We start from the raw sequence: 26,545 nt of genomic DNA, 5'->3' as shown, positions 1-26,545 counted from the left end.
GGTGGACGCAGTCGTGTTTGATTCCTACTTGCAGCGCATCGGCGCCTCTCGTTCGTCGTCGTTGGTGGAGCTGCACGAACGCCACCTGTTGAGCGTCCCGTTCGAGAACCTGTACACCCACATGGACATCCGGATCGTGCTGGAGATTCCGTGGCTGTACGACAAGATCGTGGTGCAGCGTCGTGGCGGGTTCTGCTACGAGCTCAACGGGTTGTTCGCGGAGCTGTTGCGGGACTTGGGCCACTCCGTCGAGCTGCTGGCCGCGCGGGTGTTCAACGGGGAGCGGTTCGGGCCGCCGTTCGACCACGTGGCGTTGCTGGTGGACGGTTCGTGGCTGGTCGACGTCGGGTTCGGAGCGTTCTCCCTGCACCCGTTGTCGTGGGCGTCGCGGGAGGACCAGAAGGACCCGTTCGGGGTGTTCCGGCTGGTAGACCACGGCGACGACGTCGACGTGCTGATGGACGGCGCGCCCGTGTACCGGCTGGAGCGGCGGCCGCGTGAGCTCGCCGAGTTCGTGCCGGCCTGCTGGTGGCAGCAGACCGCGCCGGAGTCGGGTTTCCGCAAGGCGCCGCGGGCGTCACTGGCCAGGCTCGACGGGCGGATCACCGTGACGGACGAGAAGGTCGTGATCACGAAGGACGGCCACAAGACCTCGACTCCCGTCGAGGATCCCGCGGCCGCCTTCCTGGAACACTTCGCCATGAAATTCGAACAGAGTCACTTTCGGCAGAGCAACGCGTCCGGAGTCCTGCGCCAGTTGTAGGCGACGCCGGCGATGTGCTCGTCCTGCGCGCACTGACCCTTGTAGTGCCCGTTCGCCCAGTCGCCGCCCTGGTCCGGCCGGTTGTCGCCGCGGTCGAACCACAGGACACGCGTGGTCGTCCCGGTGGCGACCGGCGCGCAGACCAGCGTGAAGTTCGCGTAGCCGACGGCCGCGTTCCCCTGCGGGCACTGGAGTTTCGTGTAGCCGACGGCCCAGTCGGTGGTCACGTGCTGCTCGTTGGTGACCCTGGTGGTGTTGCTCCACTGTGGACCGCTGACGCACAGCCCGCGGTTGCCCGTGTGGCTGATGCCGACGAGCTTCTCGTTCTGTGGGCACGATTCCTTGAGCAGCATGTTCCACCGGGTCTCGGTCGGGATCTGACCGGTGCGGCCCGGTGCGTTGATCAGCCGGTTCCACGCCGACGCGCGCCAGTCGTCGCCGTCGTTGACGCTGATGCGGTTGCCGTTGGAGTCCCAGCGCAGCAGGGCCCAGCTGTTGCCGGTCCTGTTGGTGTGGAAGCCGACCAACGGCCAGTACGCGAAGTCGGTGTCCTTGGCGATCAGCTGGTCGACGAAGCGTTCGAACCAGTCGCGTGCCTTCTGGTTCGACTCGTCGATGCCGCCGACGCCGAACTCGCTGATCCACAACGGCGCGGTGAAGTGCTTCTGCGCCTCGGTGATGTAGAACGCCTGGCGCTGCAGGACGTCGGTCAGCTCCTGGGGTGACAGGTCCTGGTAGCGCGGGTCGGTCGTCTCGCCGATCCCCGTCGCGCCGCTGTGGTTCGGTCCGGTGTAGCCGTAGAAGTGGGCCGAGTAGACGAGCTTGTCGGGGTTGGCGAGCGTGTGGCTGAGGAACCGCACCGGTTCCAGCGTCGGGCGTCCGTGCGCGAAGCCGTCGACCGGGATGCCCGTCCAGTTGATGCCTTCGACGATGACCAGCAGGTCCGGTGCTGTCTGCTGGATGCGGTCCGCGGCCTGCTGGGACGCCTTGTGCCAGTCGTGGTCGTTGCCCCAGCCCCAGTTCGGGTCGTCCCAGACGTTGCGGCGCACCTCGTTGTAGAGGTCGGCGCCGACGACGCGTTTGTTGTCCTTGTAGCGGTTCGCCATGAACGCCCAGTCGTTGATCCACTGGTCGGTGCTCTGGCTGGTGTTCCACCGTTCGTTGCCGTCCACGCCGCAGCACCACCGGGATGTGGTGGTGTGGTTGTTGAGGATGACGGCGAGGTCGTTGCGCGTCAGTTCCGCCACGACCGCGTCGTAGATCTCGAGCGGCCGCTTGCCGTTGAGCTGCGCGTCCTTCAGGCCGCGGACGGGGTTGGTGTCCTTGATCATCTGGTTGGAGAACGGCAGCCTGACGCTGTTGACGCCGATCTCCTTGAAGCCGCTGATGATCTGTTGCACCGACGCGCGGTCGAGACCCAGTGGGACCTGGTCGGCCTTCTCGCCGGCGTGGTGGTTGGCGGGGTCGTTGATGTCGCCGGAACCGTTCCAGGTGCCGCTCGCACCGTGCCAGTTGCCGGACTTCAGCTTGAAGCGGTCGCCGTGGGCGTCGACGATCCACCGTCCGCGCGTGCTCAGCGGACCGGTCCAGGACGCCGGTTCCGCCTGCGCGGGAGCTACGAGACTCGCGGCCAGGAGCAGGGTGGCCGAGACGCGAGTGATATTCACGTACGTGAAGCTAGCGGTTGGTCTAGACATTGCGCCAGAGCTTCGGCGTTGCGAGGCGCGGCGCCTTCCATGGTGTTGTCGAAGTAGACGTAGGTGTCGCGGTCCCAGTCGCGGATCTTCCGTGCCCACTCGTCGAGCTGCTTGTCGTCGTAGGAGCTGATGTACAGCTCGTCATGGCCGTGCAGGCGTACATAGGCGAAGTCGGCGGTGACGGCCTCGATGCACGGAAACGTCGGTGCGTCCGACACGACGTGAGCGACGTTGTGCGCGCGCAGCACGTCGAAGTACGCGTCGGTGCGGAACGACTCGTGGCGGGGTTCGAGAGCGTGCCTGCCTGGTGGAAGCATCGCGAGGAAGTCCCGCAGGACCGCCTCGTCGAAGCGCAGGGTGGACGGCAGCTGCCAGAGGATCGGGCCCTGCTTGGTGCCGAGTGCGAGCGAGGACGTGAAGGTCTTCAGCGCGTCCTCGACGTGACGCAGGCGCTTGTGGTGCGTGATCAGCCGTGAACCCTTGACGGCGAAGAGGAAGTCGCCGGGCGTCTGGGCGGCCCACTTCTGGTAGTTCGACGGCGGCTGGAGCCGGTAGAACGAGCCGTTGATCTCGATCGTGGCGACGTGCGCGGCGAGGTGGCTGAGCCAGAGCCGCTGGGGGATGCCGCGGTAGAAGCCGTCGCGCCACTCGGGGTAGCGCCAGCCAGACGTGCCGATCCTGATCATGTCGTCTGGGTAGCCGCAGGTGCCTGTAGCTACTCTGTAGCACTTATCGGGGATGTGAGCTACATTGGTGTCATGCAGCAGCTCAAAGCCATCGGGCAGCGTGAGCTCCGCAACGACAACGCGGAGATCATGCGGCGTGTCGAGGCGGGTGAGAGCTTCGTGGTCACCCGCAACAACAAGCCGGTCGCCCAGCTCTCGCCGTATCGGGAGGACCCCGTGTCCCGTCCGCCGCTCGGTGACATCCAGGTGCTGTTCGGCACGCTGCCGCCAGTCGACGCCGACCGCTGGGAGGCGGACCGGAGGGCGGCTGACGAGGTCTTCGGCGCGGACGACCCGCTGGAAGACCCGTGGCAGGAGTGAACCGCTGCCTGCTCGACACCTGTGTGGTGATCAGGCTCGAGCGGGCTGACCTGGGCGAGTACCTGAACGCCCAGCCGTTCCTCAGCGCGGTCACGATCGCGGAGCTCGCGTTCGGGCTCGACACGGAGGACCCGGTCGAGCGCTTCGCCCGCACGGAGCGGTACTACGCGGCGCTGCAGACGTTCGAGGTGCTGCCGTTCGGCGTGGAGGAGGCCAAGGTCTACGGGCAGATGGCCTCGCTGGTGCGCCGGGCCGGCCGGTCGCCGCGGCCACGGCGCATGGACCTGCAGATCGCGGCCACGGCGGCGGTCGCGGGCCTGCCGGTGCTGACCATGAACGTCAAGGACTTCAAGGACGTCCAACGGCTCGTGGAGGTCGTGCCGATCCGGCAGGTCTGACCGGCCCGGAGAACGGAACAGGGCGTGCGTGCCGGCCGTCGCGGTCCAGGCCACGTCCCGCATCGCCGCGGTCGCGAAGCGGGCCGTCGACGTCGACGAGGATCGCGGGGCGCAACACCATGACCTGATCGAAACATCCGGACTGCTAATGATCCCGTCATTTTCGCCGATACGGGACACATGACTCTCACGGAGATCGCGGCCTGGTGCACCGCAGACCAGGTGCGGGCCGCTCTCGAACGTCAGCTCGAAGGCGCGCTGGTGGAGGTTCCCGACGAAGACGACTCGCCCCGCCGGGCGTTCAGCGAGGCCCTGCGCCGGTCGTTGATGCTGCGCCAGAAGCACCCGTTCGACGTCGTCGCGATCGGACTGCCCGACCTGCTGCGCTACCGGGACCTGGTGGCCGGGTCCGAGGTGACGTTGCGGGCGACGAACATCGACGCCTACTTAATCCGCCAGGACGGCAGCGTGGAGCAGTACCAGCCCGAAATCGAGGAGTGACGCGTCCGGTTCGCTGAACCGGACGCGTCGGCGGACGACCTCAGAAGAACTCGCTGTCGGTGCGAATCTGCAGCGTGACGGTGGTGTTCGCCGTGCCGTTGTTCGTGGCGCACGCGCTGTAGTAGCCCGGACCCGGGAACGTGCCGTTGGCCGTCCGCAGCTCGGCGGACCAGTAGCGCACGAGGCCCGGCGAACCGGTGCCCGGCACCGCGACGCCGTTGTACTGGATCTTGAACTTGGCGCCCTGCGAAGTCGCGGAGCCGTCGCCTCTCACCTGGTACGAGGCGTACTGGCTGACGCACCACTGCTGGCCGGGCGCCAGCGTCCTGGTGGCCGCGGGGCCGGCCGAGGCGGTGCCGGCGAGAGCGGCGAGGGCGACGGCGGCGGTGCCGGTGGCGACGGCGAGCTTGGTGATCATCGGGTGCTCCTTCTGCGGTGGTTGTGCGATGTGCAGAAGGTAGGAGCGCGAAATGGTCAGTCGGCAGACCGTTCCACGACCACTTCGTGTCCACTTTCCTGCCACAGGATCTCGGTGATCCGGGCCAGTCCGGTCGCCAGGTGGCGCCGGTAGGTCGTCATGGGCAGGCCGAGCAGGTCAGCCGCGGCCACCTGGGTCTCGGCGGGCTGCAGGTACGTGTGGTGCAGTGCCCGGAACGCCCGCCGGTCGCGTGGTGAGGCCTCCATGACTCGCGCGGCCTGCGCGACGGCGTTGTCGACCAGCACGGCGGCGTGGTCGATGCTCGGCACCTGTGGTTCACGCGCGTCCAGCCACACGGTCTGCCTGCCGGACTCCTCGGCGAGAAAGCCGAACTGGCGCAGCAGCGTCGACTTGCCGGTCCCGCCCGGCCCGTGCACGAACAGGATCAGCTCGTCGGCGTCCGGCGCGAGGAGGCGGCGGAACCGGTCCAGCTCGGCGTCACGCCCGACGAACGCCCGCCGCCGGGCGGCGCTGATCCGTTCCGAAAGGCGCGCCACACCGACAACGGCGGTCGCGTGCCAGGGGCTGTTACGAGCGAAGCCCGGCTCCCGTCGAGATGGGAGCCGGGCTTCGAACAGCGAGAGACCCTTACGCGGGCACGGACGCCACACCCGGCGCCAGGAAACGCTTGCCCGTCACCTTCTCCGAGATGCCGGTGCGGTCCAGGTACGGCGTGATGCCGCCCAGCCAGAACGGCCATCCGGCGCCCAGGATCATGCACAGGTCGATGTCCTGTGCCTCCGCGACCACGCCCTCGTCGAGCATGATCCGGATCTCCTCGGCCAGCGCCTCCAGCGCGCGGTTCTTCACCTCGTCACCGGTGAGCGGCGCGTCGCCGAACTCCCACAGCGCGAGGACCTCGGGGTCGACGGTCTGGTTGCCGGACGAGTCCCACTGCCAGACGGCGCCCTTGCCCGCGGCGACGAACTTCTTCATGTTCTCCGACACCGAGAAGCGGTCCGGGAACGCGCCGTGCATCGTCTCCGACACGTGCAGCGCGACGGCGGAACCGACCAGCTGCAGCAGGATCATCGGCGACATCGGCAGGCCGAGCGGCTCGGTGGCCTTGTCGGCGACCTCGAAGGAGGTGCCCTCGTCGACCGACTTGATGACCTCGCCCATGAAGCGGGTCAGCAGGCGGTTCACGACGAACGCGGGCGCGTCCTTCACCAGCACCGAGGACTTCTTCAGCTGCTTGCCGACCGCGAACGCCGTCGCCAGGGTGGCGTCGTCGGTCTGCTCGGCGCGCACGATCTCCAGCAGCGGCATGACCGCGACCGGGTTGAAGAAGTGGAAGCCCACGACGCGCTCGGGGTGCTTGAGCTTCGACGCCATGTCCGTGATGGACAGCGACGAGGTGTTCGTGGCGAGGATGGCCTCGGGGGAGACGTGCTCCTCGACCTCGGCGAACACCTGCTGCTTCACGGCGAGGTCCTCGAACACGGCCTCGATCACGAAGTCGGCGTCGGAGAACGCGGCCTTGTCGAGGGAACCGGAGACCAGCGCCTTGAGGCGGTTCGCCTCGTCCGGCGAGATGCGCTTCTTGCCCGCCAGCTTGTCGATCTCGCTGTGGACGTAGCCGACGCCCTTGTCCACACGCGCCTGGTCGATGTCGGTCAGCACGACCGGCACGTGCAGGCGGCGGATGAACAGCAGCGCCATCTGCGAGGCCATCAGACCGGCGCCGACGACACCGACCTTGGTGACCTTGCGCGCCAGCGACTTGTCGGGAGCACCCGCCGGACGCTTCGCGCGCTTCTGCACCAGGTTGAACGAGTACAGCCCGGCACGGAGCTCGTCGCTCATCACGAGGTCCGCGAGGCCCTCGGTCTCGGCGGCGTAGCCCTTCTCCAGGTCGTTCTCGCGCGCCAGCTCCAGCAGCTCCAGGGCCTTCTGCGCACCCGGCGCCGCGCCCTTGGTCTTGCCGTGCACGATCGCCTTGGCGCGCGCGACGGCGGCGTCCCACGCCTCGCCGCGGTCGATCTCCTTGCGCGGCACCGTGATCTCACCGCGCACGACACCGGACAGCCACAGCAGCGACTGCTCCAGGTAGTCGGCGGAGTCGAACAGCACGTCCGCGATGCCCAGCGCGAGAGCTTCCTTCGGCTTGAGCATCTTGTTCTGGTTCAACGCGTTCTCGAAGATCACCGTCACGGCGTCGTTGGCGCCGATCAGGTTCGGCAGCAGCTGCGTGCCGCCCCAGCCCGGGAACAGGCCCAGGAACACCTCGGGCAGCGCGATCGCGGCCGCGTTCGACGCGAGCGTGCGGTAGTGGCACGACAGCGCGAGCTCGAGGCCACCGCCCATGACCGCGCCGTTGACGAAGGCGAAGGTGGGGATGTCCGAGTCGGTGAACTTCTTGAAGACGTCGTGGCCCAGCTGGCCGATGGTGACGCCCTGCGAGCGGTCCGTCGCCTGCTCGACCGCGGACAGGTCCGCGCCCACGGCGAAGATGAACGGCTTGCCGGTCACCGCGATGGCGGCCGGCCCAGCCGCGTACGCCTCGTCGAACGCCGCGCCGAGCGAGACGAGCGACTGCGGGCCGAACGTCGACGGACGGGTGTGGTCCAGGCCGTTGTCGATCGTGACGAACGCGACCGGCTTGTCCAGGCCCGGTACGGAGATCAGACGGGTCTTGGCAACGGTGACGACCTCGTCGGGGAAGATCGCCTTTGCTTCCTCAGCAGAGATGGTCACTTGCCGCTCCAGTTCGGGTTCTCCCAGATAACGGTGCCACCCATGCCGATGCCGATGCACATGGTGGTGAGGCCGTAGCGCACGTCCGGGCGCTCGGCGAACTGACGCGACAGCTGCGTCATCAGGCGCACGCCGGAAGAGGCCAGCGGGTGGCCAGTGGCGATCGCACCGCCCCACTGGTTCACGCGCGGGTCGTCGTCCGCGATGCCGAAGTGGTCGAGGAACGCGAGCACCTGGATGGCGAACGCCTCGTTGACCTCGAACAGGCCGATGTCCTCGATGGACAGACCGGCGCGCTCGAGAGCCTTCTCGGTGGCGGGAACCGGGCCGATGCCCATGACCTCGGGCTCGACGCCCAGGAACGAGTAGCCGACCATCCGCATGCCGACGGGCAGGCCGAGCTCGCGCGCGGTCTCCTCCTCGGCGAGGATGCAGCCGGTCGCGCCGTCGTTCAGACCGGCCGCGTTGCCCGCGGTGATCCGGCCGTGCGGGCGGAACGGGGTCTTGAGCTTGGCGAGGTCCTCGACGGTGGTGCCGGGACGCGGCGGCTCGTCGGCGGTGGCGAGGCCCCAGCCGTTCTCGGCGGAGCGGGTCGCGACGGGCACGAGCTCCGGGCCGATCTTGCCGTTCTTGAGCGCGTCGGCGTACTTGGCCTGCGAGGCGGCCGCGTAGGCGTCCGTGCGCTCCTTGGTGATGTGCGGGAACCGGTCGTGCAGGTTCTCCGCGGTCTGGCCCATGACGAGCGCGCTGGTGTCGACGATCCTGTCCGACAGGAAGCGCGGGTTCGGGTCGACGCCCTCGCCCATCGGGTGCCGGCCCATGTGCTCGACGCCGCCCGCGATGGCGATGTCGTACGCGCCGAACGCGATGCCGCTCGCGGCGGTGGTCACGGCGGTCATCGCGCCCGCGCACATGCGGTCGATCGAGTAACCGGGGACCGACTTCGGCAGGCCCGCGAGCAGCGCCGCGGTGCGGCCGAGCGTGAGGCCCTGGTCGCCGATCTGCGTGGTCGCCGCGATGGCGACCTCGTCGACGCGCTCCGGCGGCAGCTCGGGGTGCCTGCGCAGCAGCTCACGGATGACCTTCACGATGAGGTCGTCGGCACGGGTCTCGGCGAAAATGCCCTTGGGGCCGGCCTTGCCGAACGGCGTGCGGACGCCGTCGACGAAGACCACGTTCCGAACGCGTGCCGGCGCTGCTGGTGCGGCCACGGCGTCTCCTCCACTTGTGGTGACAACTCTGTCCACCGGGCAGGGGGTGCGCGACATCCCTACCGGTCGGTAACGCCAACTCTAGCCCTAGTTACTGGCGAGTAACCACAGCTGCACCCCTGTTCGTTGCGTCACACACCTTGCGCACTCCCGGGAGCTGCGGCAACCCGAGGCCCGAGCCGGTATCGGCACTCGTCGCTACCCGTACCTAGACTGGCCAGGTGCGAGTTGGGGAGCTCTCGAGGAGCAGCGGCGTCCCGGTGCCGACGATCAAGTACTACCTGCGCGAGGGACTGCTGCCGGCGGGCGAGCTGACCAGCCCGAACCAGGCCCACTACGGAGAAGAGCACCTGCGGCGGCTCCGGCTGGTGCGGGCGTTGCTCGACGTCGGCGGCCTGTCGCTGGCGTCGGTGAAGGAGGTCCTGGGCCTCATCGACGCCCAGGACGAGTCGCTGCACCAGAAGCTGGGACTCGTGCAGGAGGCGATCACCACGCCCTCCGGCGCGCCGCTCGACCCGGCCGCGGTCGACCAGGCGAACGCGTACCTGGACCGGCTCGGCCTGCCCCGCGAGGACCACGGCGTCGAGCAGAGCCGCGTGACCAGGCGGCTGGCCGAGGCGCTGTCCGCGGCGAGACAGGTCGGGCACGACCGCTTCGCCGAGCTGCTCGACGCCTACGCGGACGGCCTGCGGATCATGGCCGAGGCCGACGTCGCGTACATCGCGAAGCACTCGAAGGTGGACGACGTCGTCGAGGGCATGGTCGTGGCGACGCTGATCGGCGACGCGGTGCTGACCGCCGCGCGCCGGCTCGCGCAGGTGCCCGTCTCCGAGAGGCTCATCGGGACCGGCGACTGACCTCGGTCTCCGTGGCGAGGAAGTCCTGCGGGACGCGGTCCTCGCGGTGCAGGAGCTGCAGCAACGGGCCGGTCATCGCCGTGGTCAGCAGGGCCATGAGCACCATCAGCGAGTAGAGGCCGGTGTCGAGCAGGCCCAGCTGCAACCCGGTGGTGAGCACGATCAGCTCGGTGAGTCCGCGTGCGTTCATCAACGTGCCGAGCGTCGCCGCCTGCCGCCACTCGACCCGGTGCAGCCGCGCCGCGATCATCGTGCCGGCGAACTTGCCGCCGACCGACACCAGCATGATCAGGACGAGGTCGGCCACGTTCGTCACGCGCATCGAGGAGAGGTCGACGTTCAGGCCGGCGACGATGAAGTACGTCGGCAGCAGCAGCACCCCGGCGAGCCGGGCGGTCCCTTCGAAGCTCTCCCTGGCGCCGGTCGGCATGACCAGACCGAACAGGAAGCAGCCGAAGATGTAGTGCAGGCCCATCCACTCCGTCGCGGCACCGCAGGCCAGCAGACCCACCAGTGCGACGGCGAGCGTGCGCGGGCGCGAGTCGTTCGCGATCCTGCCCAGCAGTGGGCGCACGATCAGCAGCAGGAATGCGGTGAACGGGATGATCATCGCGACCACCCACTGCGGCCGGTGCGCGCCGCCCACGATGGTCGCGATGACGGCGAGCAACGTCCAGGCGAGCAGGTCGGCCACCGCCGCGCAGGACAGCGCGAGACCTCCGATCGTGGTGCGCTGCATCCCGCGGTCGGTGAGAATCCGTGCCAGCACGGGGAAAGCGGTCACGGCCATCGCCGTGCCGAGGAACAGCACGAAGCCCACGCGGTGAGAACTCTCGTAGTGCCCTGAGAGGTACAGCGCGAGTCCGCACCCCAGCAGCAACGGCAGCGCCATCGACGCCGACGCGACCGACAACGTCATCCGGCCGTGGCCCCGCAACAGCCTCCGGTCGACCTCGGTGCCGACGGTGAACATGAACAGCGCCACGCCGACGTTCGCCAGCACGCTCAGCAACGGCCGGATCTCGGCGGGGAACAGGAACGCGGCGACCGCGCCACCGAAGAACGTCGGTCCGATCAGGACACCCAGCAGGATCTCGCCGATCACCGGCGGCTGTCCCGCCCGTCTCGCCAGCGCGCCGAACGCCTGCGCGGCCGTGACGATCACGGCCAGTGCGAACAACAGCACCGGAACTTGTTCGGGGTTCACAGCCGATGACTCCAATCGTCGATGTCCGGCGGTGGACGGGCACCCGCAACGCCGCGGGCGCCCGCCCACCTCCGGTTCCCCGCCGAAGCGACGGTTCCGCCGGGCACACGGGGCGGAGCCGTCGCTTCGGGAGATCAGGTGGCGAGGGTCAGGCCGTGACCGGGTCCAGGGCAACGCGGAGGTTGCCGAGGTAGGGGTGCCAGACGTGACCGGGGTCGTTCTCGACCTCGGTCACCACCTCGCGCATGGCGGCGAGCGCCTTCGGGTTCTCCTCGTACATGTCGCCCTGCAGCAGCTGGAGCACGTCGAGGCGGTAGCGCGGGTCCTGGACGAACGCGCCGAACAGGATGTTCAGCCGGTAGTAGATCGAGATGAACTCGTACCAGTTCTTCGTGCCGAGCCGCTGCAGCCGTTCGTACTCGGCGAACTGGGCCTTCTCGAAGTTGTCGTCCTTGAAGGCCGCGACGATGTCGTGCGCGGCGAGCCGGGCGGTGCTCAGCGCGATGCTGACGCCGCTGGAGAAGATCGGGTCGACGAACCGCGCGGCGTCGCCGATCATGACGAACCGGTCGCCGCTGACCTCCTTCATCGAGTAGCTGTAGTCGCCCTCCGGCCGGAATTCGGTGACCTGCTTGGCCTTCTTGAGCTGCTCCGCCAGGTCGGGACGGGTGCGCACGTACTTCCAGAAGAACTTCTCGCGGTCGGTGTTGGCCTCGGCGAACTGGTGCTTCTGCGTGACGACACCGATGCTCGTGATCCGGTCGGTGATCGGGATCTGCCACACCCAGGTGTCGCTGATCGGCAGGAAGTGGATCAGGATGTTCTCGGTCTCCTCCGGCGTGGCCGCGAGTGCCGTGCGATCGAGGTCCTCGAACCAGGCGTGGATGGCGTACTGGTCGAACACCTCGTCGGCGACCTTCACCTTGCGCTGCCTGCCGAGCAGCGTCTGCCGTCCCGACGCGTCGACGAACATGCGCGCGCTGAAGTCGACGGTGCGCGGGCCGAACCGGACGGAGGCCTTCACGAGAGAGGGATCGTCGAAGTCGACCTTGAGCACACGGGCGCCCTGGAACACGTTCGCACCGCAGGACTCCGCGTGCTTGAGCAGGATCAGGTCGAACTTGCTGCGGTCGACGTGGTAGGTGTACGGCCGGTCGACCCCCTCCTGGTCGCGCTCGCCGAACTGCACAGCGGCGTGGCCGTCGAAGTCGAACGACAGCGCCGGCGAGTTCAGCTGCGAGTGCTTGCCGGGGGTCGTCCAGGACGCGCCGTACTTCTTCGGGAAGCCCGCCGCGTCGATCTTGTCCATCGCCCCGATGTCGATCAGGACGCGCGTCGTGGCGGGCACGAGCGACTCCCCGACGTGCGGGCGGGGGAACATCTCGCTCTCGAACACCGCGACCGAGAGACCCTCGCGGGCGAGGTACGAGGCGGCCGTGGATCCCGCGGGACCACCGCCCACGATGATCACGTCGAAGTCAGTCTTCATTCCTTGCCCACTCCTTGACCGAGAATCGTTGTGAGTACTGGGAGATCACGAGGCAGGTCACGAGGGCCTGCGCAGCAGCACGCAGCCGATGGCCCCGTCGCGCCCCAGCGAGGTGACGAGTCCGAACCGTTCGGAGGCGGGCGAGTCCCCGGACCAGCGCGCGAGCACCGCCGCCGTCTGCAGCGCACCGCCGGCGCTGTAGCTCTCGCCGAGTGCTTCCGGCACGCGCAGGGCGTCCGGCAGGAACCCGAGCGCGAGCCGCACGCCCTGTTCCTCGATGCGGCGGGCGCCGACCTGACCGCCGGCTCCGAGCGCCACGACGCCGACGTCCTCGGGCCTGACCCCGTTGTCGGACAACAACTTCGTGATGCAGTCCGCGAGGCCCTGGGTGAGGCTGGTGCGCCCGCCGCGGTACGCCGTCCTGGTGCCGAGCAGCTCGGCCAGCACAGGCCGGTCGCCGACGACGGACCGGTCCTCGACCACGAGGATCCCGGCGCCTTCGGCGAGCGCGGTGCCCGGCCGGAGCAGGGCCGCGCGGTGCCACGCCCACGCGAGCTGCGGGCACGTCTCCTCGATGCCGCCGGCGAGCATGCTCGTCACGTGCCCGCGCCGGATCGCGTTCTGCGCGTACCGCAGCGCCGCCGTGCTGGAGACGTGCCCGCCCGCGACCGTCGCGTTGACCCCCTTGAGCGAGTTCCAGATCGCGACCTGACCCGCGCACGAGTTGAGCACCGTGTTCGGGAACCTGGACGGTTCGATCATGTACGGCTCGCTCTGGGTGAGCGTGTTCGTCGCGATCTCGAACAGGCTCGCGATGCTGCCGGTGCTGGTGCCGATGGCGACACCGGTTTGCGCGCGCATCGAGCGTTCGTCCGCGCGACCGGCCGACTCGAGCGCGAGCTTGCTCGCGACCAGAGCCAGCCCGACCATCCGGTCGAGGCGGCGGGTGCCCTTGCGGCCCACGTGCTCCGCGAGCTTGATGTCACCCGCCGAGTGGACGGCGAGCGGTGGGTAGGAGTCGGCGTCCTCGGGTGCGTGCACCGGCCGTGCGACCCTCGGCAGGTCGAGGTACTCCTTGAACCTGTCGAGGCCGACCCCGGCGGGGGACACGACGCCGCACCCGGTGATCGCGAGCGGCTCCGGTGGCGCGACGGTGGTCACGAGACCCTCCCCAGGACGACGACGGCGTTGTTGCCGCCGAAGGCGAAGCCGTGGTTCACCACGACCGAGGGCGTGGCCTCCCTGGTCACCGGCACGACGTCGAGCTCCGGCCCGAGCGCGGGGTCGAGCTGCTGGAGGTTCGCGGTCGGCGGCAGGAACCCGTCGTGCAGCGACTTGCAGGAGATGACCGCGCCGTAGCCGCTCGCGGCGCCCATCGTGTGGCCGATCATCGACTTGATCGAGCTGATCGGTGGCAGCTGCTCGCCGTACACCGACCGGACCGCGGCGATCTCCGCCTCGTCGTTGACCGGGGTGCCGGTGCCGTGCGCGCAGATGTAGTCGACCTCGTGCGGCAGCACGCCCGCCGAGCTGAGCGCGGCCGCGATGCACCTCGCCAGGCTTTCGGCGTCCGGGTGCACCATGTGCTTGGCGTCGCAGTTGACGCCGTACCCGAGCACCTCGGCGTAGATCCTGGCCCCGCGCGCGACCGCCTGCTCCAGCGGTTCCAGCAGCAGGGCGACGCCGCCCTCGCCGGTGATGATCCCGGAGCGGTTCACGTCGAACGGCCGGATGACGTCGTCGGCGAGTGCGCCCAGGCGCAGGAAACCGGCGTGCGTGTGGCGGTTCACCGAGTCGGCGCCACCGGCGAACACGTAGTCCGCCTCTCCCTCGCGCACCAGGTCGAACGCGTAGCCGAGCGCGTAGTTGCTCGCCGAGCAGGCGGTGGCGATGACGTGCGCCTCACCGTTGAGCCCCAGCTCGGTGTTCACCGCGGCGGCGATCCGGTGGGCCGGCGACATGAGCACCAGGTCCGGGTCGACCGTCTCCGGCCCGGCACCGACCGCCTGCTCCGACAGGCGTTGCTTGACCGCCGACTCGCCGCTCGTCGTGCCCATGACCGAGCCCGACGGTGCCGAGCTCAGCTCCTCGTCGGACACACCCGCGTCCCTCGCGGCGAGCCGGGCAGCCGCCGCGGCGAACAGCCCGCTGCGACCCCACTCGTCGGCGTCGAGGCGCTCCAGCACGGCGTCCGGCTTGAAGTCCTGGACCTCGCCGCCGATGACCTTGGGAAACCTGCTCGTGTCGAAGCTGGTGATCGGGGACATCCCGGTGCGGCCCGCCCGGATGGACTCGGTGAAGTCGTCGACGCCGATGCCGACGTTGCTGACGACGCCGAGGCCGGTGATGACGACTCGTCGGCCGCCGATCTCAGACAACGGGTGCCGTCCCGCTGAACTCGTTGACGACCTCGTAGACCTTGTCGAGGCTCGTCATCCGTCCGACGTGGTCGGACGGGATCACGATGCCGAGCTCCCGCTCGAACCGGGCCACGACGGCGAGCAGCGTCAGCGAGTCCGCGCCGTACTCGTCCTCGAACCCGGCGGTCGCGGTGAGTTCGTCCGATTCGATCTCGAGCTCCTGCACCAGGATTTCGCCGATGGCTGCTCGCAGATCTGATGTGCTCGAAGCGACGTCCTGAGTCACCAGTTTCTCCCCAATGTGTGGTGAGCTGAAGTGCCGTTCACGCTAGGAAAAAAATCGCCGGGACGGCAATGCGGGCAACCGTAAGTTCGCATCCTCCTTCATCTAAGGTTGTAGTGGGCGTACTACTCCGGTGTTCCCAACGACCAGCTTTCATCTTCGATTTATGTCGCTTTGACGCCGACCCCGTACGAATTGGTGGCGACAAGTCGTCTCGGCGAACCGGAGAATCGAGGATGTCTGTGAGCGAGCAGGTCGCACCGGAGTTCGACGCGCGCCCACCACTGGGCTTCCAGCGCACCGTGGACCGTGCGCTGGTGCACCGCACGTCCGTCGCGGAGGTGTTCGTCACGGACAGCGTGCGGATCGGCGAGCGGCGGTGCCTCGTCGGCGCCCAGCTCCCGTTGACGCACGGCCACTACAGCGACCACCTCGGCGTTCCCGCCAGGTACGACCCCATGTTGCTGCTGGAGGCGTGCAGGCAGGCCGGCATCTACGGCGCGCACGCGGTCGTCGGGCTTCCCCTCGGCCACTCGATGATCGTCAGCACGTTCAGCATCGAGCTCGACGACGTCGACGCGACGATCACCGGTGCCGAACCGGGTGAGCTGGTGCTCGACACCACGCTGTCGGGCAACCCGACGCCGCGCGGCCGGGTGCGCAACGCGGGCGTGGAGCAGGAGCTGTACCTCGGCGGCAGGCTCGCCGGCCGGCACGAGCTGAGCCTGAAGGTCATGCGGCAGAGCGAGATCGCGGCGCTGCGCGACTTCCAGCGCGGCACGGTCCCGCCCAGCACCGCGGCCTACCAGGGCTTCCGCGGGGACGACCAGGTCGCACCGCACCTGGTCGGACGGGTCGACCCGCGCAACGTCGTGCTCGCCGGCCTGCGCCGGAGTCCGGACGCGGTGACGGCGACGGTGTCACCGCACTTCGGCAACCGGGCGCTGTTCGACCACGAGTACGACCACCTGCCCGCGATGGTGCTCGCCGAGGCCGCGCGGCAGGCGGCGCTGGCGTTGGTCGACGACGGCACGGGCGTGGAGCTCGTGCACTGGTGCGTGGCCGGTGTCACGGCTGTTTTCGAACGTTATGCCGAACTCGACGAATTGCTGCTCGCGCACGCCACCGCGCACCCCGGCGGCGCCGAGCGGAAGGTGAACGTGAAGTTCACCCAGGGCGGCGAGGGCGTCGCGGAAATCGGTGTGCGTCTGGTGCGCACGGGAGGTGAATGAGATGGCTTCGCGCATTTCTGCGGTGTGGACCGATTTCGGTGGGGTGCTCACCCCGCCGATCAGTCACACCATGGGCGTGTTCTGCCGTTCCGCCGGCCTCGACCCCGCGGTGCTGATGGCCGCCGTCGAGAAGGTGACCCGCGACTACGGCACCACCGACATGATGGAGCCGATCGACACGCCGCTGGTCACCGAGGCCGAGTGGCTGCGGCAGGTCGGTGACGTGCTGGAGGCCGACCACGGCGTGTCGCTGCGGCTGAACTCGCTCGCCGACACGTGGTTCGACGGCAGGGAGACCAACCACGCCTGGGTCCGCGCGTTGCGCGAGATCGCCGCCCGCGGTGTGTTCGTCGGCCTCATCTCGAACATGGTCCCCGCGTGGGACGCCCACTGGCGGCGGATGGTGCCGGTGGACGAGCTGTTCGCCGACGTCCTGCTCTCGTTCGAGGTGGGGCACCGCAAGCCCCAGGCGGCCATGTTCGAGCTCGCCGCGCGACGGGCCGGAGTGCCCGCGCAGGAGTGCGTGCTCGTCGACGACCTCGAGCACAACCTCGCCGGCGCGCGTGCCGCCGGCTGGCACGCCGTCCTCTTCCGCGACGCGCGGTCGGCGCTCGCCGAGATCGAACCCCTGCTCGAACCGAAGGAGCTCGCATGACCAGGTCCGTTCTCGTCTCGGGTGGCAACAGGGGCATCGGCCTCGCCATCGCGCGCACCCTCGCCGCGGCGGGCGACAAGGTGGCGATCACCTACCGGAGCGGGGAACCACCGCCGGGCTTCTTCGCCGTGCGGTGCGACGTCACGAGCACCGAGTCGGTGCGGGAGGCGGTCGAGCAGGTCCGGGTGCAGCAGGGACCGGTGCAAGTGCTCGTCTCGAACGCCGGTGTCGTCAGCGACAACCTCCTGATGCGGATGAGCGAGGACGAGTTCCGCTCGGTGCTCGAGACGAACCTGCACGGCGCCGTGCGGCTGACCCAGGCGGTCATGCCGGACATGGTCGCCGAGCGCTGGGGCCGGCTCGTCTACGTCTCCTCGATGACCGGGGTGACGGGCGCGCCGGGACAGGCCAACTACTCCTCGTCCAAGGCGGCGCTCGTCGGCCTGGCGCGTTCGGTCGCGCGGGAGCTCGGCTCCCGCAGGATCACCGCCAACGTCGTCGCCCCCGGACTGATCGAGACGGACATGACCGAAGGCGTCACGGCCAAGCGCCGCGCGCAGATCCTGAGCGAGACGATCCTCGGCCGCGCGGGCACGCCGGACGAGGTCGCGGCCGCAGTCGCCTTCCTGGCCAGTGACGAAGCCGGCTACATCACCGCCGCGCTGCTGCCCGTGACGGGCGGGGCGGGCGTCGGAATCTGAGTGAGGACAGGACGATGAGCGAGACACTGATCAACCAGGCGGCCCAGGTCGGCACCAGCAGGGAGCTGGCGCAGGAGGCACTGGGCGGCGGCGCGACTCCGGAGATCTTCGAGATCGTCATCGGTGTCGCGAGGGTGATGGCGACGCTGGACGAGGAGGCGGCGCACAAGTACCTCGCCGCGGACTTCGTCGACCACGAGGCGTCGCCGGGCGTCGCGACCGGGCCGGAGGGCTACCTGTCGACGGCCCGGTACATGCGCACCGCGTTCCCGGACGCCGCCTGGCAGCCGGAGGACTTCTTCACCGCAGGGGACAAGTACGCGGTGCGCGTGACGTTCCGCGGCACCCACCAGGGCGACTTCATGGGCATTGCCCCCACGGGCCGCCGGGTCGAGGTGCAGCACCTGCACTTCTACCGGATCGCCGACGGCAAGGTCGCCGAGCACTGGGGCGCGCGCGACGAGCTCACCCTGCTGCGGCAGCTCGGCGTGTTCACCCCCGAGTACGCCAACCCCGCCGACGCCGGCGCCGGCGTGCGGGCGAGCGACCTGGAGGGTTCCCGTGACTGACGCGGCGGTCATCGACGCCATCGGGCACCACCTGCCGGAAGCACGCGAGACCAACGACGAGCTCGCGCGGCGGATCGACACCAGCGACGAGTGGATCAGGACCAGGACGGGCATCCGGGCCCGTTCCCGCGCGGGCGACGACGAGCCGACGTCGGTGCTCGCGACCCGTGCCGGACGGGAGGCGCTGGGCCGGGCGACCAACGGCGGCGCCGACGTGGACACGGTCATCGTCGCGACCACCACGCCGGACATGAAGTGCCCGGCGACCGCGCCTGTCGTGGCGAGCGACCTGGGTCTGGAGAACACCGCGACGTTCGACATCAACTCCGCCTGCACCGGGTTCCTCGCCGGCCTCGCGACGGCCGCGGGCCTGATCACCAGCGGGAATTCCCGCGCGGTGCTGCTCGTCGGCGCGGAGAAGTACTCCTCGATCATCTACCCGCAGGACCGCGGCACGTCACCGATCTTCGGCGACGGCGCGGCCGCGATGGTGCTGCGTCCGGGCTACCGCCAGCAGGCGGGTGCGATCGGCCGGGTGCACCTCGGGTCCGACGGCAGGCTCTGGGCGCTCGCGCACGTCCTGTCCGGCGGCAGCGCGCAACCGCTCGCCGCAGACCCGCACGACCCGTTCCTGCGCATGGACGGCCGCGCCACCTACCGGCACGCGGTCGCGCGGATGACCGACAGCTGTCAGCGGGTCCTCAAGGACGAGTCGCTGACGGCGGAGGACGTCGACCTTCTGGTCGCCCACCAGGCGAACGCGCGGATCCTCACCGAGGTCGCACGGGAGCTGGAGGTGCCGGCGGAGAAGGCGCTCGTCGACCTGACCGACATCGGCAACACGGCCGCGGCGTCGATCCCCGTCGCGCTCAGCAGGGCGCAGGAAGCCGGTGTGCTGCGCGGCGGCGAGACGGTGCTGCTCACCGCGTTCGGCGCGGGCGCGAGCTGGGGCTCGACCGTGCTGCGCTGGCCGGAGCTCACCTCGCCGAACCTCACGACCACGGAAGGGCCGAACCGATGAACACGATCAGCGTCGCGGAGATCGCCGAGTACCTCCGCGGGCTCGCCGAGCGCCTCGACCTCGACCTCGACGGGGTCGAGATCACCGGCGAGTCCTCGCTCGAGTCCGACCTCGAGATGGACTCGCTGAACCTGATGGACTTCCTGGTCCTGCTGGAGCGCAAGTACGGGGTGAAGATCAGCGACGAGCGGCTGCGCGAGGTCGACACGGTGGCCGACGTCGCCGAGCTGCTCAACGGGCTGAAGAACCCGGTGGGGAGCCGGTGATGTCCTCCGTCGCCGGGGAGGTGGCCCGGTTCTGCGGGGACGTGCTCGCGCACGCCCCGCGACCGGACCACGACACCGTCTACGACGACAGGCACCCGTTGTGGCAGAAGTTCGCCGCGGCCGGGCTCGCGAACTGGTGGGTGCCCGAACGGTTCGGTGGCGCTGGCGCGTCCACTGTGGATGGTGTGCGGATCGCGGCCGAGATCGCCTACCACGACCCGGGCTTCGCGTTCACCTCGTTCCTGCCGGTGCTCGCCTCGCGCATGCTGGAGCTCTACGGCGGGCCCGGCCTCGCGCAGGAGCACCTGCGCGGACTGGTGTCGTCCGGCGGGTTCTGCGCGGCGCTCGGCAGCGAGGCGGTGGCGGGCAGCGAGCTCACCAACACCGCGACGACCTTCCGGCGCACCGGTGACGTCCTGGTCCTCAACGGGGAGAAGGCTTTCTCGACCAACCTGGCGTTCGCCCGGTTCTGCCTGGTGCTCGCGCGCGCCGATGACGACCCGCGGGAGTTCGCGATGATCCTCGTGCCCGCGGGTGCCGAGGGGTTCGAGGCGGGGCCGCGCTGGCGGATGTCGGGACTGCTCGGCACCGGCACGCACCCCGCCACCTTCACCGACTGCGTCGTGCCCGCCGCCAACGAGCTGGCGGGAAGCGGCATCCGGATCCTCGAGGTGGGGCTCAACGCCAGCCGGATCATGATGGCCGCCATGGCTGTCGGCATGATCCGCCGCCTGCGCGACCTGCACATGGCCTACGCCGCGGACAAGCGTCTCGGCGGCCGGCCGTTGACGCGCAACGCCATCTTCGCCGCCCGGCTGGGCCAGCTGGAGATGGAGCTGGAGACCGTCAAGAGCCAGTGCCACCGCGCCGCGCTCGACTACGACGAGCTGCACCGCGCACCGGACGCCGGCGCGGCGTTCCTCGCGGGCGGCGTGCTGAAGTCGGCCGTGGTCGCCAAGATGCACGCCGGCCAGACCGGGTGGCGGATCGCGAGCACGGCGTCGGAGAGCTTCGGCGGCCTCGGGTACACCGAGCAGCACGACGTGCAATGGCTCCTGCGCTCCATGCGGCACATCTCGATCGTCGAGGGCGGCGACGACGTGCTGCGCGACCTGATCTACGGCCGGTACGTCAAGCGGCCGTCGCGGCGGGGCTGACGTCGTCCACGCGCGAGGCCCCAGTCATTTCGACTGATGCGGCCCGTCCCGCGACGGCCATAGCGTCACAGCAGGCGATCGAGTTGATGGGGGATCTGACCACATGACGAGCGTGCGAGAAGAACCGCGCAACCGCGATTTTCTCCGCTTCCTCGGGGAGTTCGCGCGGTCACCGATGACGACGGCGGCGGTGGCGCCGAGCTCGGCCGCCCTCGCCGCCGCGATGGTGGCACCCGTGCCGGAAAAGGGGGATCCGGTCGTGGTGGAGCTCGGGCCCGGCACCGGTGCGTTCACGAAGGCCGTGCAGGCGAAGCTCCGCGGCCGCGGCAGGCACCTGGCCGTCGAGCTCAACCCGGCGTGGGCTGAGCTGCTGCGGGAACGCTTTCCGCGTGTCGAGGTCGTGTGTGCCGACGCCACCGACCTGCGGAACGTGCTGACCGAACGGGGGGTTTCCGACGTCGACGTGGTGGTGAGCGGCCTGCCGTGGGTGGCCTTCCCCACCGGCGCGGGCCGGTCGCTCGCCGCGGCGGTGGCGGACTCGCTCACCGACACGGGGGCCTTCACGCAGTTCACCTACTCCTGGACGCGCTGGGCGCAACCCGCCCGTGTGCGGCTGCAGGCGTTGCGCGCCACCTTCGAGGAGGTCATCGTCAGCACCACGGTGTGGCGCAACCTCCCTCCGGCGGCGGTGTACGTCGCCCGGCGTGCGCGGCAGCACCGGCGAGTCGTCGAGCACGCCGCATGAGCAGGCGGGGCGGTCTCGCCGTCTTCGTGCTCACGGGCGCGGCCTCGTTCATGGCCGCGCTCGACAACCTGGTGGTGACCACAGCGCTGCCGCAGATCAGGCAGGACCTGGGCGCCGACCTGGAGAGTCTGGAGTGGACGGTCCACTCCTACACGATGACGTTCGCGGTGTTCATGCTGGCGGCCGCCGTGCTGGGGGACCGCTACGGCAGACGGACCGTGCTCCTCGCCGGCGTCTCCGTGTTCACCGCGGCGTCCGCGCTCGCGGCCATGTCGACGTCTACGGGAGTGCTGCTCGCGGCGCGCGCGTTGCAGGGCCTCGGCGGTTCCGTCATCTTCCCGTTGTCGCTCACGGTGCTGGTGCACGCCGTGCCACCCGCTCGCCGCGGTCTCGCGATCGCGGGGCTCAGCGTGGCCAACGGCCTGGCGATCGCGCTGGGCCCGTTCGTGGGCGGCGTCGCCGTGCAGCTCGCGGGCTGGCACTGGATCTTCTGGATCAACGTGCCGATCGGTCTGCTGGTCGTGCCGTTCGGCGCCCGCCTGCTCGCACAGAGCCGCGGTCCGCAGGCGCGGCTCGACGTCACCGGCACCGTGCTCGTCACCCTGGCGCTGCTGGGGCCGGTCTACGGGCTCGTGCGCAGCGTCAGCCGCGGCTGGCTCGACCCGCAGGTGCTGCTGCCGCTGCTCGCGGGAGTGGTGTTCCTGGCCGCGTTCGTGGCGTGGGAGCGCCGCGCGGTCGAGCCGGTCGTGCCGTTGCGCCTGTTCCGCAGCAGGGGTTTCCGGCTCACCAGCGTCGTCGCGCTGCTCGTGCAGGCCGGCATGTTCGGGTCGATCTTCCTGATCATGCAGTTCTTCCAGGACGTGCTGCACTACTCGCCGCTGGGCGCCGGGGTGCGCACGCTGCCGTGGACCGTCATGCCGTTGCTCGTCGCGCCGCTGTCGGCCGTGCTCGCCGACCGGTGGGGCGTCCGGCCGCTGATGGTGCTGAGCTGCGCCATGCAGGCCGGTGTCCTGGCGTGGCTCGCGCTGGTCGTGGCCGTGGACATGCCGTACCTGCCGCTGCTGCCCGCGATGGTCGTCGGCGGCGTCGGGATGGGGCTCTTCTTCGGGCTCAACGCCAGGCAGGCGCTCGAGTTCGTCTCGGACGACGACCGCGGAGTGGCGTCGGGGGTCAACCACGCCATGCGGCAGGTCGGTGTCGTGCTCGGCGTCGCCGTGCTGGCAACGGTCTTCTCGGCGTTCTCGGGTGGTGCGCGCGACGGGGCGCACTTCGTCGCGGGCATCTCGCCCGCGCTGCTGCTCGGTTGCGGTGTGCTGTCGCTCGCGACGGTCGCCGCGATCGCGACACCGGCCACCCGGCGTGCGGCGGGTCCGGGCGACCCCGATCCCGGACGTGCCGGCACGTCCGGCGACCGGATCGCCGCTCGTCGCGGGTGACCGGTGGGAAAGGCGGGGCCGGCGGTTCGCCTGGCCCCGCCTTTCGCGTTCTCGTTGTGCGGCAAGAGATGCGGGACCGGCGCACCGGTCCCGCATCGTCGTGTCCTGCTCACCCGTGGCGCAGTGCGATCGAGGCCACCGGGCCCGCCATCGGCCGTTCCTCCAGCAGGGTGAGCGCGCCGGTGACCGGATCGGTGGCGTAGACCTGCGCGGTGGCCGACATCTGGTTGGCGACGTGCAGGCGGCCGTCCGGCCCGAGCTCGAGGGCCCACGGCAGCGAGTGCACCCCGGACTCCGGGTGCACCGCGTGGTGCGTGGCGGCGCTGAGCCGTCCTCCCGGGCTGATCCTGAACACCGCGATGCTCTCGTGGCCCCGGTTGGCCACGTACAGCAGTCGGCCGTCGGGGGACATCGCGACCCCCGACGGCGCGTTCCACTGGTCGAACCCCGGTGGCAGGGTGGACCGGAAGTCGATGACCCACAACGACCCGTCCGCCGGCTCGTACCCGAGCGTCGTGACCGTGGAGTTGAGCTCGTTGACCACGTAGAGGAACTCTCCTGACGGGTGGAACACCGCGTGCCGGGGTCCCGCGCCCGACCCCACGACGACCCGGCGCTGGTGCACCAGGCGGCTGTCCAGCATCAGGTAGACGTACACGGAGTCGTTGCCCTTGTCCGCCACCAGCAACCGCTGCCCCGTGGGATCGGCCAGCGCCATGTGCGGACGCGCCACGTCCTGGCTGTGCGGCACGGGTCCCGAGCCCTCGTGGCGCACCAGCTGCCCCATCGGGCCGAGGCTCTCGTCGTCCATCAACATGATCACCGACACCGTGCTGGAGTCGTGGTGGCACACCACCAGCCGGTCACCGGACGGCGCGACGGTCAGGTGCACGGCGCCGTCGCCTCCCGTCGGGCGGCGGTTGCGCTCGACCAGGCCGCCGTCGTCCTGCACGGCGAAGGCGTGCACCGTCGCGTTCGGGACGTTGGTCACGGCGTACAGAGTGCGGCCGGAAGGCGAGAACGCCAGCCAGAAGGCGTTCGGCACGTCCGGAGCGGCGGGTGCGCCCGCCGGTGTGCTGATGCCCGGTGCCGCGTCCGGCAGTCCGTAGTGGCCGAACCAGGCCAGGGTGTGGTGCGCGGGTGCGAGGGTGCTCATTCGGCTCTCCAACCTGTTGCGGTGTCAGGGGAACAGCGACGCGCCGACGTGGTAGCGGGCGGTGCGCACGTCGGCGACGATGCTGTGCACGAGCGGCGCGGGGTTGTCCTGGAAGTAGAAGTGGCCGCCGGGGAACGACCGCACGCCGAGGAAACTGGTGGAGTGGCCCGACCAGTTGGCGGCGTCCTCCCGGACGGCGACCGGGTCCCGCTCCCCGCAGAACGCGGACAGCGGTCGTTCGAGCACCGTGCCGTGCCTGGTGGGCGACCAGGTCTCGGCGGCCTCGAGGTCGGCCCGCACCAGCGGTTCCACGCGGTCCCACAGCCACGGGTCCTGCAGCACCCGCGGCGGCAGTCCGTCCAGCGCCGCGAGCTCGGTGCGCAGGTCGTCGGGGGACAGCGTGTGCAGCGGTGGCCGGCAGCGGGTGATCGAGTGGAACGGACCGGGATGCCCGGACACGCCGACCCACTCGGGTGGACGATCGCGTTGTGCTTGGAGCACCAGCGCGGTGTCGAACGCGACGAGCCCGCCCATGCTGTGCCCGAACAGCGCGTAAGGCTCTCCCTGTTCACGACCGAGCAGGTCGGCGAACGCGTCGCTGAGCACGCTGATGTCGCGCACCACGGGGTGCGCTGTGCCCTTCGACCGTCCTGGTGCGACGACGAACCGCACGTCCCAGTCGCCCGGCAGCAGCGACAGCCACGGTTTGAACACCGTGTGCGAGCCGCCCGCGTGGTGCAGGAGGTACAGACTCAGCTTCGGGTGGGAGACCGGCCGCGGACGCAGCACGGACAGAACCTCGTTCTTCATCAACCTGCCCTCATGGCGAGAACGGCGTACGAGCGGGTGAGCACCTTGGTGGTGCCGAGGTGCGCGGTCATCCGCACCCGGACCCGGTCGGGCCACTGGACGTCGGTGACCGTGCCGGAGACCACGACGGTCACGCCGGTGTCGTCATCGGGCACGGTGATCGGCTGGGCGAACGCGGCCCGGTAGTCCACCACCACCGCGTGCGGGCCCGCCCAGTCCTCCAGCGCGCGGACGGCGAGCCCCATGGTCAGGACCCCGTGCGCGACCACACCCGACAGTCCGATCCGCTGTGCGCTGCGGTCGTTCCAGTGGATCGGGTTGAAGTCGCCGGACGCGCCCGCGTAGCGGACCAGGTCGTGGCGGGTGATCGTGAACGTGCGGTCCGGCAGCCGGGTACCCGCTTCCGGCGACCGGTGGGTCAGCGTGTCGGTCATGGCGCACCGCGGTTCGTGCGCGAGACGACCGTCGACGTCGCGGTGCACACGTGGTTGCCCCCGGCGTCCGCCATGTCGACGGTGATGGTCAGCGAGTGCGCGTCACCCAGCGAGTCGATCTTCGCGATGCGCGTCGAGGTGCTGAGCACGTCGCCCGCGTAGATCGGCCGGGTGTAGGTGAAGCGCTGGTCGCGATGCACGATGTCGGCGAGTCCGATGCCCAGGCCGCTGCGGGCGAGCGCCGTCTCCACGCCGTCGATGGCGAGCACGATCGGGAAGGTCGCCGGCGCCGCCCGGCGTTCGCCGAGCTCGTCCGAGGGCCTGCCGAGTGCCCGGTTGAATTCCTCGATCTTTTGTCTGCTGACTTCGAACAGGGCCGTTTCCGGTAAAGGTGTTCGTGTCGGTTCGTCTGTGTCCACCGCCTCACGCTAACCAGTCGAAGTCCGTGGAAAAATGGCACCATGGGGACGCTCGTGCGCACTAGGGGGTAGTCGAATACCTCTTTTGGTACATCCGCGCAGCACTTCAGGTGCGATGAGGTCGAAATCGTCCGTTCCGAACGTATCGTGGAACTCCTGGAGCGAATTCATTTTTCGGGGGAGCGCGATGAGGCTGAAAGTCCTCGGTCCGATCGAGTTGAGCGGCCGTCACGGAAACCGCGGCGTGCGCGGAGGGAAACTCGCGCAGGTGACGGGGCTGCTGGCGCTGCGGGCGAACCAGTTCGTGTCGATCGAGACCATCGCGGAGGAGCTGTGGGCGGGGGCACCGCCGCGCAACGAGGTCATGACCATCCGGACTCACATCTACCACCTGCGCAAGGTGCTGGAGTCCGTGCAGGGAGGACCGCCCGCGCAGGCGACGCTGCTCACCCGGCCGACCGGGTACCTGCTGTCGATGCCCGCCGAGCTGCTCGACGTGGACGTCTTCGACCTGCTCGCCGAGGAAGGCCGGGTCCTGCTCGACGCCGGCCGCTGCTACGAGGCCTCCGACCGGCTGCGGGCCGCGCTCGGGGTGTGGCGGGGCAGCGCCCTGCAGGGCGTGCCCGTGGGACCGGTGCTGAGCGCGCACGTGGCGCGGCTCGCCGAGAGCCACTCCAGGGTTCGCGAGCTGCGCATCGAGGCGGACCTGCGCGCCGGCAGGCACCGCGACATGGTTCCCGAGCTGCGCGAGCTCGTGGCCGCGGACCCGTTGAACGAGTGGTTGCAGGCGCGGTTGATGGAGGTCCTCGACCGCTCCGGCCGCCGCGGCGAGGCGCTGCAGACGTTCCAGAACGCGTGGCGGCACCTCGACGAACAGCTCGGCATCGAACCGTCGGACGACCTGAGGCAGGTCCAGCGCCGCATCCTCGCGGCGTCCGCGGGCAGGAGCTGAGCGGG

Annotated in this window: 30 protein-coding genes; 15 read left to right on the top strand and 15 right to left on the bottom strand. The window is 69.8% G+C overall.

Going from position 1 to position 26,545, the window contains the following annotated elements:
• The first annotated feature begins 1 nt into the window (after nt 1).
• Complete coding sequence (locus AOM45_RS43500; protein ID WP_081902584.1) at nt 2-763, top strand: arylamine N-acetyltransferase family protein; 762 nt, start codon at nt 2-4, stop codon at nt 761-763.
• Here the strand turns inward: AOM45_RS43500 and AOM45_RS43495 are convergent.
• Both AOM45_RS43495 and AOM45_RS43490 read right to left on the bottom strand, forming a co-directional pair.
• Nucleotides 718-2,430: a glycoside hydrolase family 5 protein gene (locus AOM45_RS43495; protein ID WP_030471867.1), complete on the bottom strand. Its 1,713-nt coding sequence runs from the start codon at nt 2,428-2,430 to the stop codon at nt 718-720. The genes AOM45_RS43500 and AOM45_RS43495 overlap by 46 nt on opposite strands.
• A complete protein-coding gene (locus tag AOM45_RS43490; RefSeq protein WP_035912847.1) occupies nt 2,427-3,146 on the bottom strand; it encodes a DUF72 domain-containing protein in 720 nt (239 codons plus the stop codon). Before AOM45_RS43490 ends, AOM45_RS43495 begins: the two co-directional genes overlap by 4 nt.
• Before the next feature lie 72 nt (nt 3,147-3,218).
• Here AOM45_RS43490 and AOM45_RS43485 point away from each other — a divergent pair, with 72 nt between their 5' ends.
• The 3 genes from AOM45_RS43485 to AOM45_RS43475 all read left to right on the top strand — a co-directional run bounded on the left by AOM45_RS43485 (nt 3,219) and on the right by AOM45_RS43475 (nt 4,405).
• Nucleotides 3,219-3,506, top strand: a complete 288-nt coding sequence (locus AOM45_RS43485) for a type II toxin-antitoxin system Phd/YefM family antitoxin (protein ID WP_030471869.1) — start codon at nt 3,219-3,221, stop codon at nt 3,504-3,506.
• Nucleotides 3,494-3,904 (top strand): type II toxin-antitoxin system VapC family toxin, encoded by a 411-nt coding sequence (locus AOM45_RS43480; protein WP_030471870.1) that lies wholly within the window; start codon nt 3,494-3,496, stop codon nt 3,902-3,904. Before AOM45_RS43485 ends, AOM45_RS43480 begins: the two co-directional genes overlap by 13 nt.
• Before the next feature lie 180 nt (nt 3,905-4,084).
• A complete protein-coding gene (locus tag AOM45_RS43475) occupies nt 4,085-4,405 on the top strand; it encodes a hypothetical protein (protein WP_030471871.1) in 321 nt (106 codons plus the stop codon).
• Nucleotides 4,406-4,445: 40 nt separating this feature from the next.
• On the opposite strand, the gene AOM45_RS43470 is transcribed toward AOM45_RS43475, so the two are convergent.
• The 4 genes from AOM45_RS43470 to AOM45_RS43455 form a co-directional block, all read right to left on the bottom strand.
• Nucleotides 4,446-4,823, bottom strand: coding sequence for a hypothetical protein (locus tag AOM45_RS43470; protein WP_030471872.1), 378 nt, complete (start codon nt 4,821-4,823; stop codon nt 4,446-4,448).
• A 56-nt stretch (nt 4,824-4,879) separates the two neighbouring features.
• Nucleotides 4,880-5,380 carry an ATP-binding protein gene (locus AOM45_RS43465; RefSeq protein WP_030471873.1) on the bottom strand — a complete coding sequence of 167 codons (501 nt, stop codon included), beginning with the start codon at nt 5,378-5,380 and terminating at the stop codon, nt 4,880-4,882.
• Nucleotides 5,381-5,471: 91 nt separating this feature from the next.
• Entirely contained in the window at nt 5,472-7,580 is a 2,109-nt protein-coding gene (locus AOM45_RS43460) for a 3-hydroxyacyl-CoA dehydrogenase NAD-binding domain-containing protein (protein WP_030471874.1), read from the bottom strand.
• A complete protein-coding gene (locus AOM45_RS43455; RefSeq protein ID WP_301314620.1) occupies nt 7,577-8,848 on the bottom strand; it encodes a thiolase family protein in 1,272 nt (423 codons plus the stop codon). Before AOM45_RS43455 ends, AOM45_RS43460 begins: the two co-directional genes overlap by 4 nt.
• 164 nt (nt 8,849-9,012) lie before the next feature.
• On the opposite strand from AOM45_RS43455, the gene AOM45_RS43450 reads away from it, so the two are divergent.
• Nucleotides 9,013-9,648 carry a MerR family transcriptional regulator gene (locus AOM45_RS43450; RefSeq protein WP_030471876.1) on the top strand — a complete coding sequence of 212 codons (636 nt, stop codon included), beginning with the start codon at nt 9,013-9,015 and terminating at the stop codon, nt 9,646-9,648.
• Here AOM45_RS43450 and AOM45_RS43445 read toward each other — a convergent pair.
• From AOM45_RS43445 to AOM45_RS43425, 5 genes are all read right to left on the bottom strand, one after another.
• Entirely contained in the window at nt 9,629-10,855 is a 1,227-nt protein-coding gene (locus tag AOM45_RS43445; RefSeq protein WP_051784422.1) for a cation:proton antiporter domain-containing protein, read from the bottom strand. The genes AOM45_RS43450 and AOM45_RS43445 overlap by 20 nt on opposite strands.
• A 148-nt stretch (nt 10,856-11,003) precedes the next feature.
• Complete coding sequence (locus AOM45_RS43440; RefSeq protein WP_030471878.1) at nt 11,004-12,344, bottom strand: NAD(P)/FAD-dependent oxidoreductase; 1,341 nt, start codon at nt 12,342-12,344, stop codon at nt 11,004-11,006.
• A gap of 57 nt (nt 12,345-12,401) precedes the next feature.
• Nucleotides 12,402-13,505 carry a beta-ketoacyl synthase N-terminal-like domain-containing protein gene (locus AOM45_RS43435; protein ID WP_051784423.1) on the bottom strand — a complete coding sequence of 368 codons (1,104 nt, stop codon included), beginning with the start codon at nt 13,503-13,505 and terminating at the stop codon, nt 12,402-12,404.
• A complete protein-coding gene (locus AOM45_RS43430) occupies nt 13,502-14,722 on the bottom strand; it encodes a beta-ketoacyl-[acyl-carrier-protein] synthase family protein (RefSeq protein ID WP_030471880.1) in 1,221 nt (406 codons plus the stop codon). Before AOM45_RS43430 ends, AOM45_RS43435 begins: the two co-directional genes overlap by 4 nt.
• Nucleotides 14,715-14,990, bottom strand: coding sequence for an acyl carrier protein (locus AOM45_RS43425; protein ID WP_030471881.1), 276 nt, complete (start codon nt 14,988-14,990; stop codon nt 14,715-14,717). Before AOM45_RS43425 ends, AOM45_RS43430 begins: the two co-directional genes overlap by 8 nt.
• 239 nt (nt 14,991-15,229) lie before the next feature.
• Between AOM45_RS43425 and AOM45_RS43420 the strand changes: the two genes are divergently transcribed.
• The 9 genes from AOM45_RS43420 to AOM45_RS43380 all read left to right on the top strand — a co-directional run bounded on the left by AOM45_RS43420 (nt 15,230) and on the right by AOM45_RS43380 (nt 22,769).
• The gene (locus tag AOM45_RS43420; RefSeq protein WP_051784424.1) at nt 15,230-16,219 is read left to right on the top strand and encodes an AfsA-related hotdog domain-containing protein; all 990 of its coding nucleotides are present in this window, start codon (nt 15,230-15,232) and stop codon (nt 16,217-16,219) included.
• Between the two features lies 1 nt (nt 16,220).
• A complete protein-coding gene (locus tag AOM45_RS43415; protein ID WP_030471883.1) occupies nt 16,221-16,874 on the top strand; it encodes an HAD family hydrolase in 654 nt (217 codons plus the stop codon).
• Nucleotides 16,871-17,575 carry a 3-oxoacyl-ACP reductase FabG gene (fabG, locus tag AOM45_RS43410; protein ID WP_030471884.1) on the top strand — a complete coding sequence of 235 codons (705 nt, stop codon included), beginning with the start codon at nt 16,871-16,873 and terminating at the stop codon, nt 17,573-17,575. The genes AOM45_RS43415 and fabG overlap by 4 nt, the downstream gene beginning before the upstream one ends.
• A 14-nt stretch (nt 17,576-17,589) precedes the next feature.
• Nucleotides 17,590-18,144, top strand: a complete 555-nt coding sequence (locus AOM45_RS43405; protein WP_081902588.1) for an ester cyclase — start codon at nt 17,590-17,592, stop codon at nt 18,142-18,144.
• Nucleotides 18,137-19,165, top strand: coding sequence for a beta-ketoacyl-ACP synthase III (locus AOM45_RS43400; protein ID WP_035912852.1), 1,029 nt, complete (start codon nt 18,137-18,139; stop codon nt 19,163-19,165). Before AOM45_RS43405 ends, AOM45_RS43400 begins: the two co-directional genes overlap by 8 nt.
• Nucleotides 19,162-19,431: an acyl carrier protein gene (locus tag AOM45_RS43395; protein WP_030471887.1), complete on the top strand. Its 270-nt coding sequence runs from the start codon at nt 19,162-19,164 to the stop codon at nt 19,429-19,431. Before AOM45_RS43400 ends, AOM45_RS43395 begins: the two co-directional genes overlap by 4 nt.
• Entirely contained in the window at nt 19,431-20,588 is a 1,158-nt protein-coding gene (locus AOM45_RS43390; RefSeq protein WP_051784425.1) for an acyl-CoA dehydrogenase family protein, read from the top strand. The genes AOM45_RS43395 and AOM45_RS43390 overlap by 1 nt, the downstream gene beginning before the upstream one ends.
• A 103-nt stretch (nt 20,589-20,691) precedes the next feature.
• The gene (locus tag AOM45_RS43385; RefSeq protein ID WP_030471889.1) at nt 20,692-21,333 is read left to right on the top strand and encodes a class I SAM-dependent methyltransferase; all 642 of its coding nucleotides are present in this window, start codon (nt 20,692-20,694) and stop codon (nt 21,331-21,333) included.
• A complete protein-coding gene (locus AOM45_RS43380) occupies nt 21,330-22,769 on the top strand; it encodes a DHA2 family efflux MFS transporter permease subunit (protein WP_030471890.1) in 1,440 nt (479 codons plus the stop codon). The genes AOM45_RS43385 and AOM45_RS43380 overlap by 4 nt, the downstream gene beginning before the upstream one ends.
• Before the next feature lie 109 nt (nt 22,770-22,878).
• Here AOM45_RS43380 and AOM45_RS43375 read toward each other — a convergent pair whose 3' ends face one another.
• Genes AOM45_RS43375 through AOM45_RS43360 form a run of 4 tightly spaced genes read right to left on the bottom strand, consistent with a single transcriptional unit; the run spans nt 22,879 to nt 25,588 of the window.
• Nucleotides 22,879-23,925 carry a lactonase family protein gene (locus tag AOM45_RS43375; RefSeq protein WP_051784426.1) on the bottom strand — a complete coding sequence of 349 codons (1,047 nt, stop codon included), beginning with the start codon at nt 23,923-23,925 and terminating at the stop codon, nt 22,879-22,881.
• A gap of 24 nt (nt 23,926-23,949) precedes the next feature.
• The gene (locus AOM45_RS43370; protein ID WP_051784427.1) at nt 23,950-24,735 is read right to left on the bottom strand and encodes a thioesterase II family protein; all 786 of its coding nucleotides are present in this window, start codon (nt 24,733-24,735) and stop codon (nt 23,950-23,952) included.
• Nucleotides 24,735-25,169, bottom strand: a complete 435-nt coding sequence (locus AOM45_RS43365; RefSeq protein WP_030471893.1) for a MaoC/PaaZ C-terminal domain-containing protein — start codon at nt 25,167-25,169, stop codon at nt 24,735-24,737. Before AOM45_RS43365 ends, AOM45_RS43370 begins: the two co-directional genes overlap by 1 nt.
• Complete coding sequence (locus AOM45_RS43360; protein WP_030471894.1) at nt 25,166-25,588, bottom strand: FAS1-like dehydratase domain-containing protein; 423 nt, start codon at nt 25,586-25,588, stop codon at nt 25,166-25,168. The genes AOM45_RS43365 and AOM45_RS43360 overlap by 4 nt, the downstream gene beginning before the upstream one ends.
• 187 nt (nt 25,589-25,775) lie before the next feature.
• Between AOM45_RS43360 and AOM45_RS43355 the strand changes: the two genes are divergently transcribed.
• The gene (locus AOM45_RS43355; RefSeq protein WP_030471895.1) at nt 25,776-26,540 is read left to right on the top strand and encodes an AfsR/SARP family transcriptional regulator; all 765 of its coding nucleotides are present in this window, start codon (nt 25,776-25,778) and stop codon (nt 26,538-26,540) included.
• Nucleotides 26,541-26,545: the final 5 nt, after the last annotated feature.

This window comes from Lentzea aerocolonigenes (genome assembly GCF_000974445.1).
In the GTDB taxonomy this organism is placed as follows: Bacteria; Actinomycetota; Actinomycetes; order Mycobacteriales; family Pseudonocardiaceae; genus Lentzea; species Lentzea aerocolonigenes.
The sequence above is the reverse complement of the archived record's forward strand: the minus strand, read 5'-3'. Positions and strand labels throughout refer to the sequence as shown.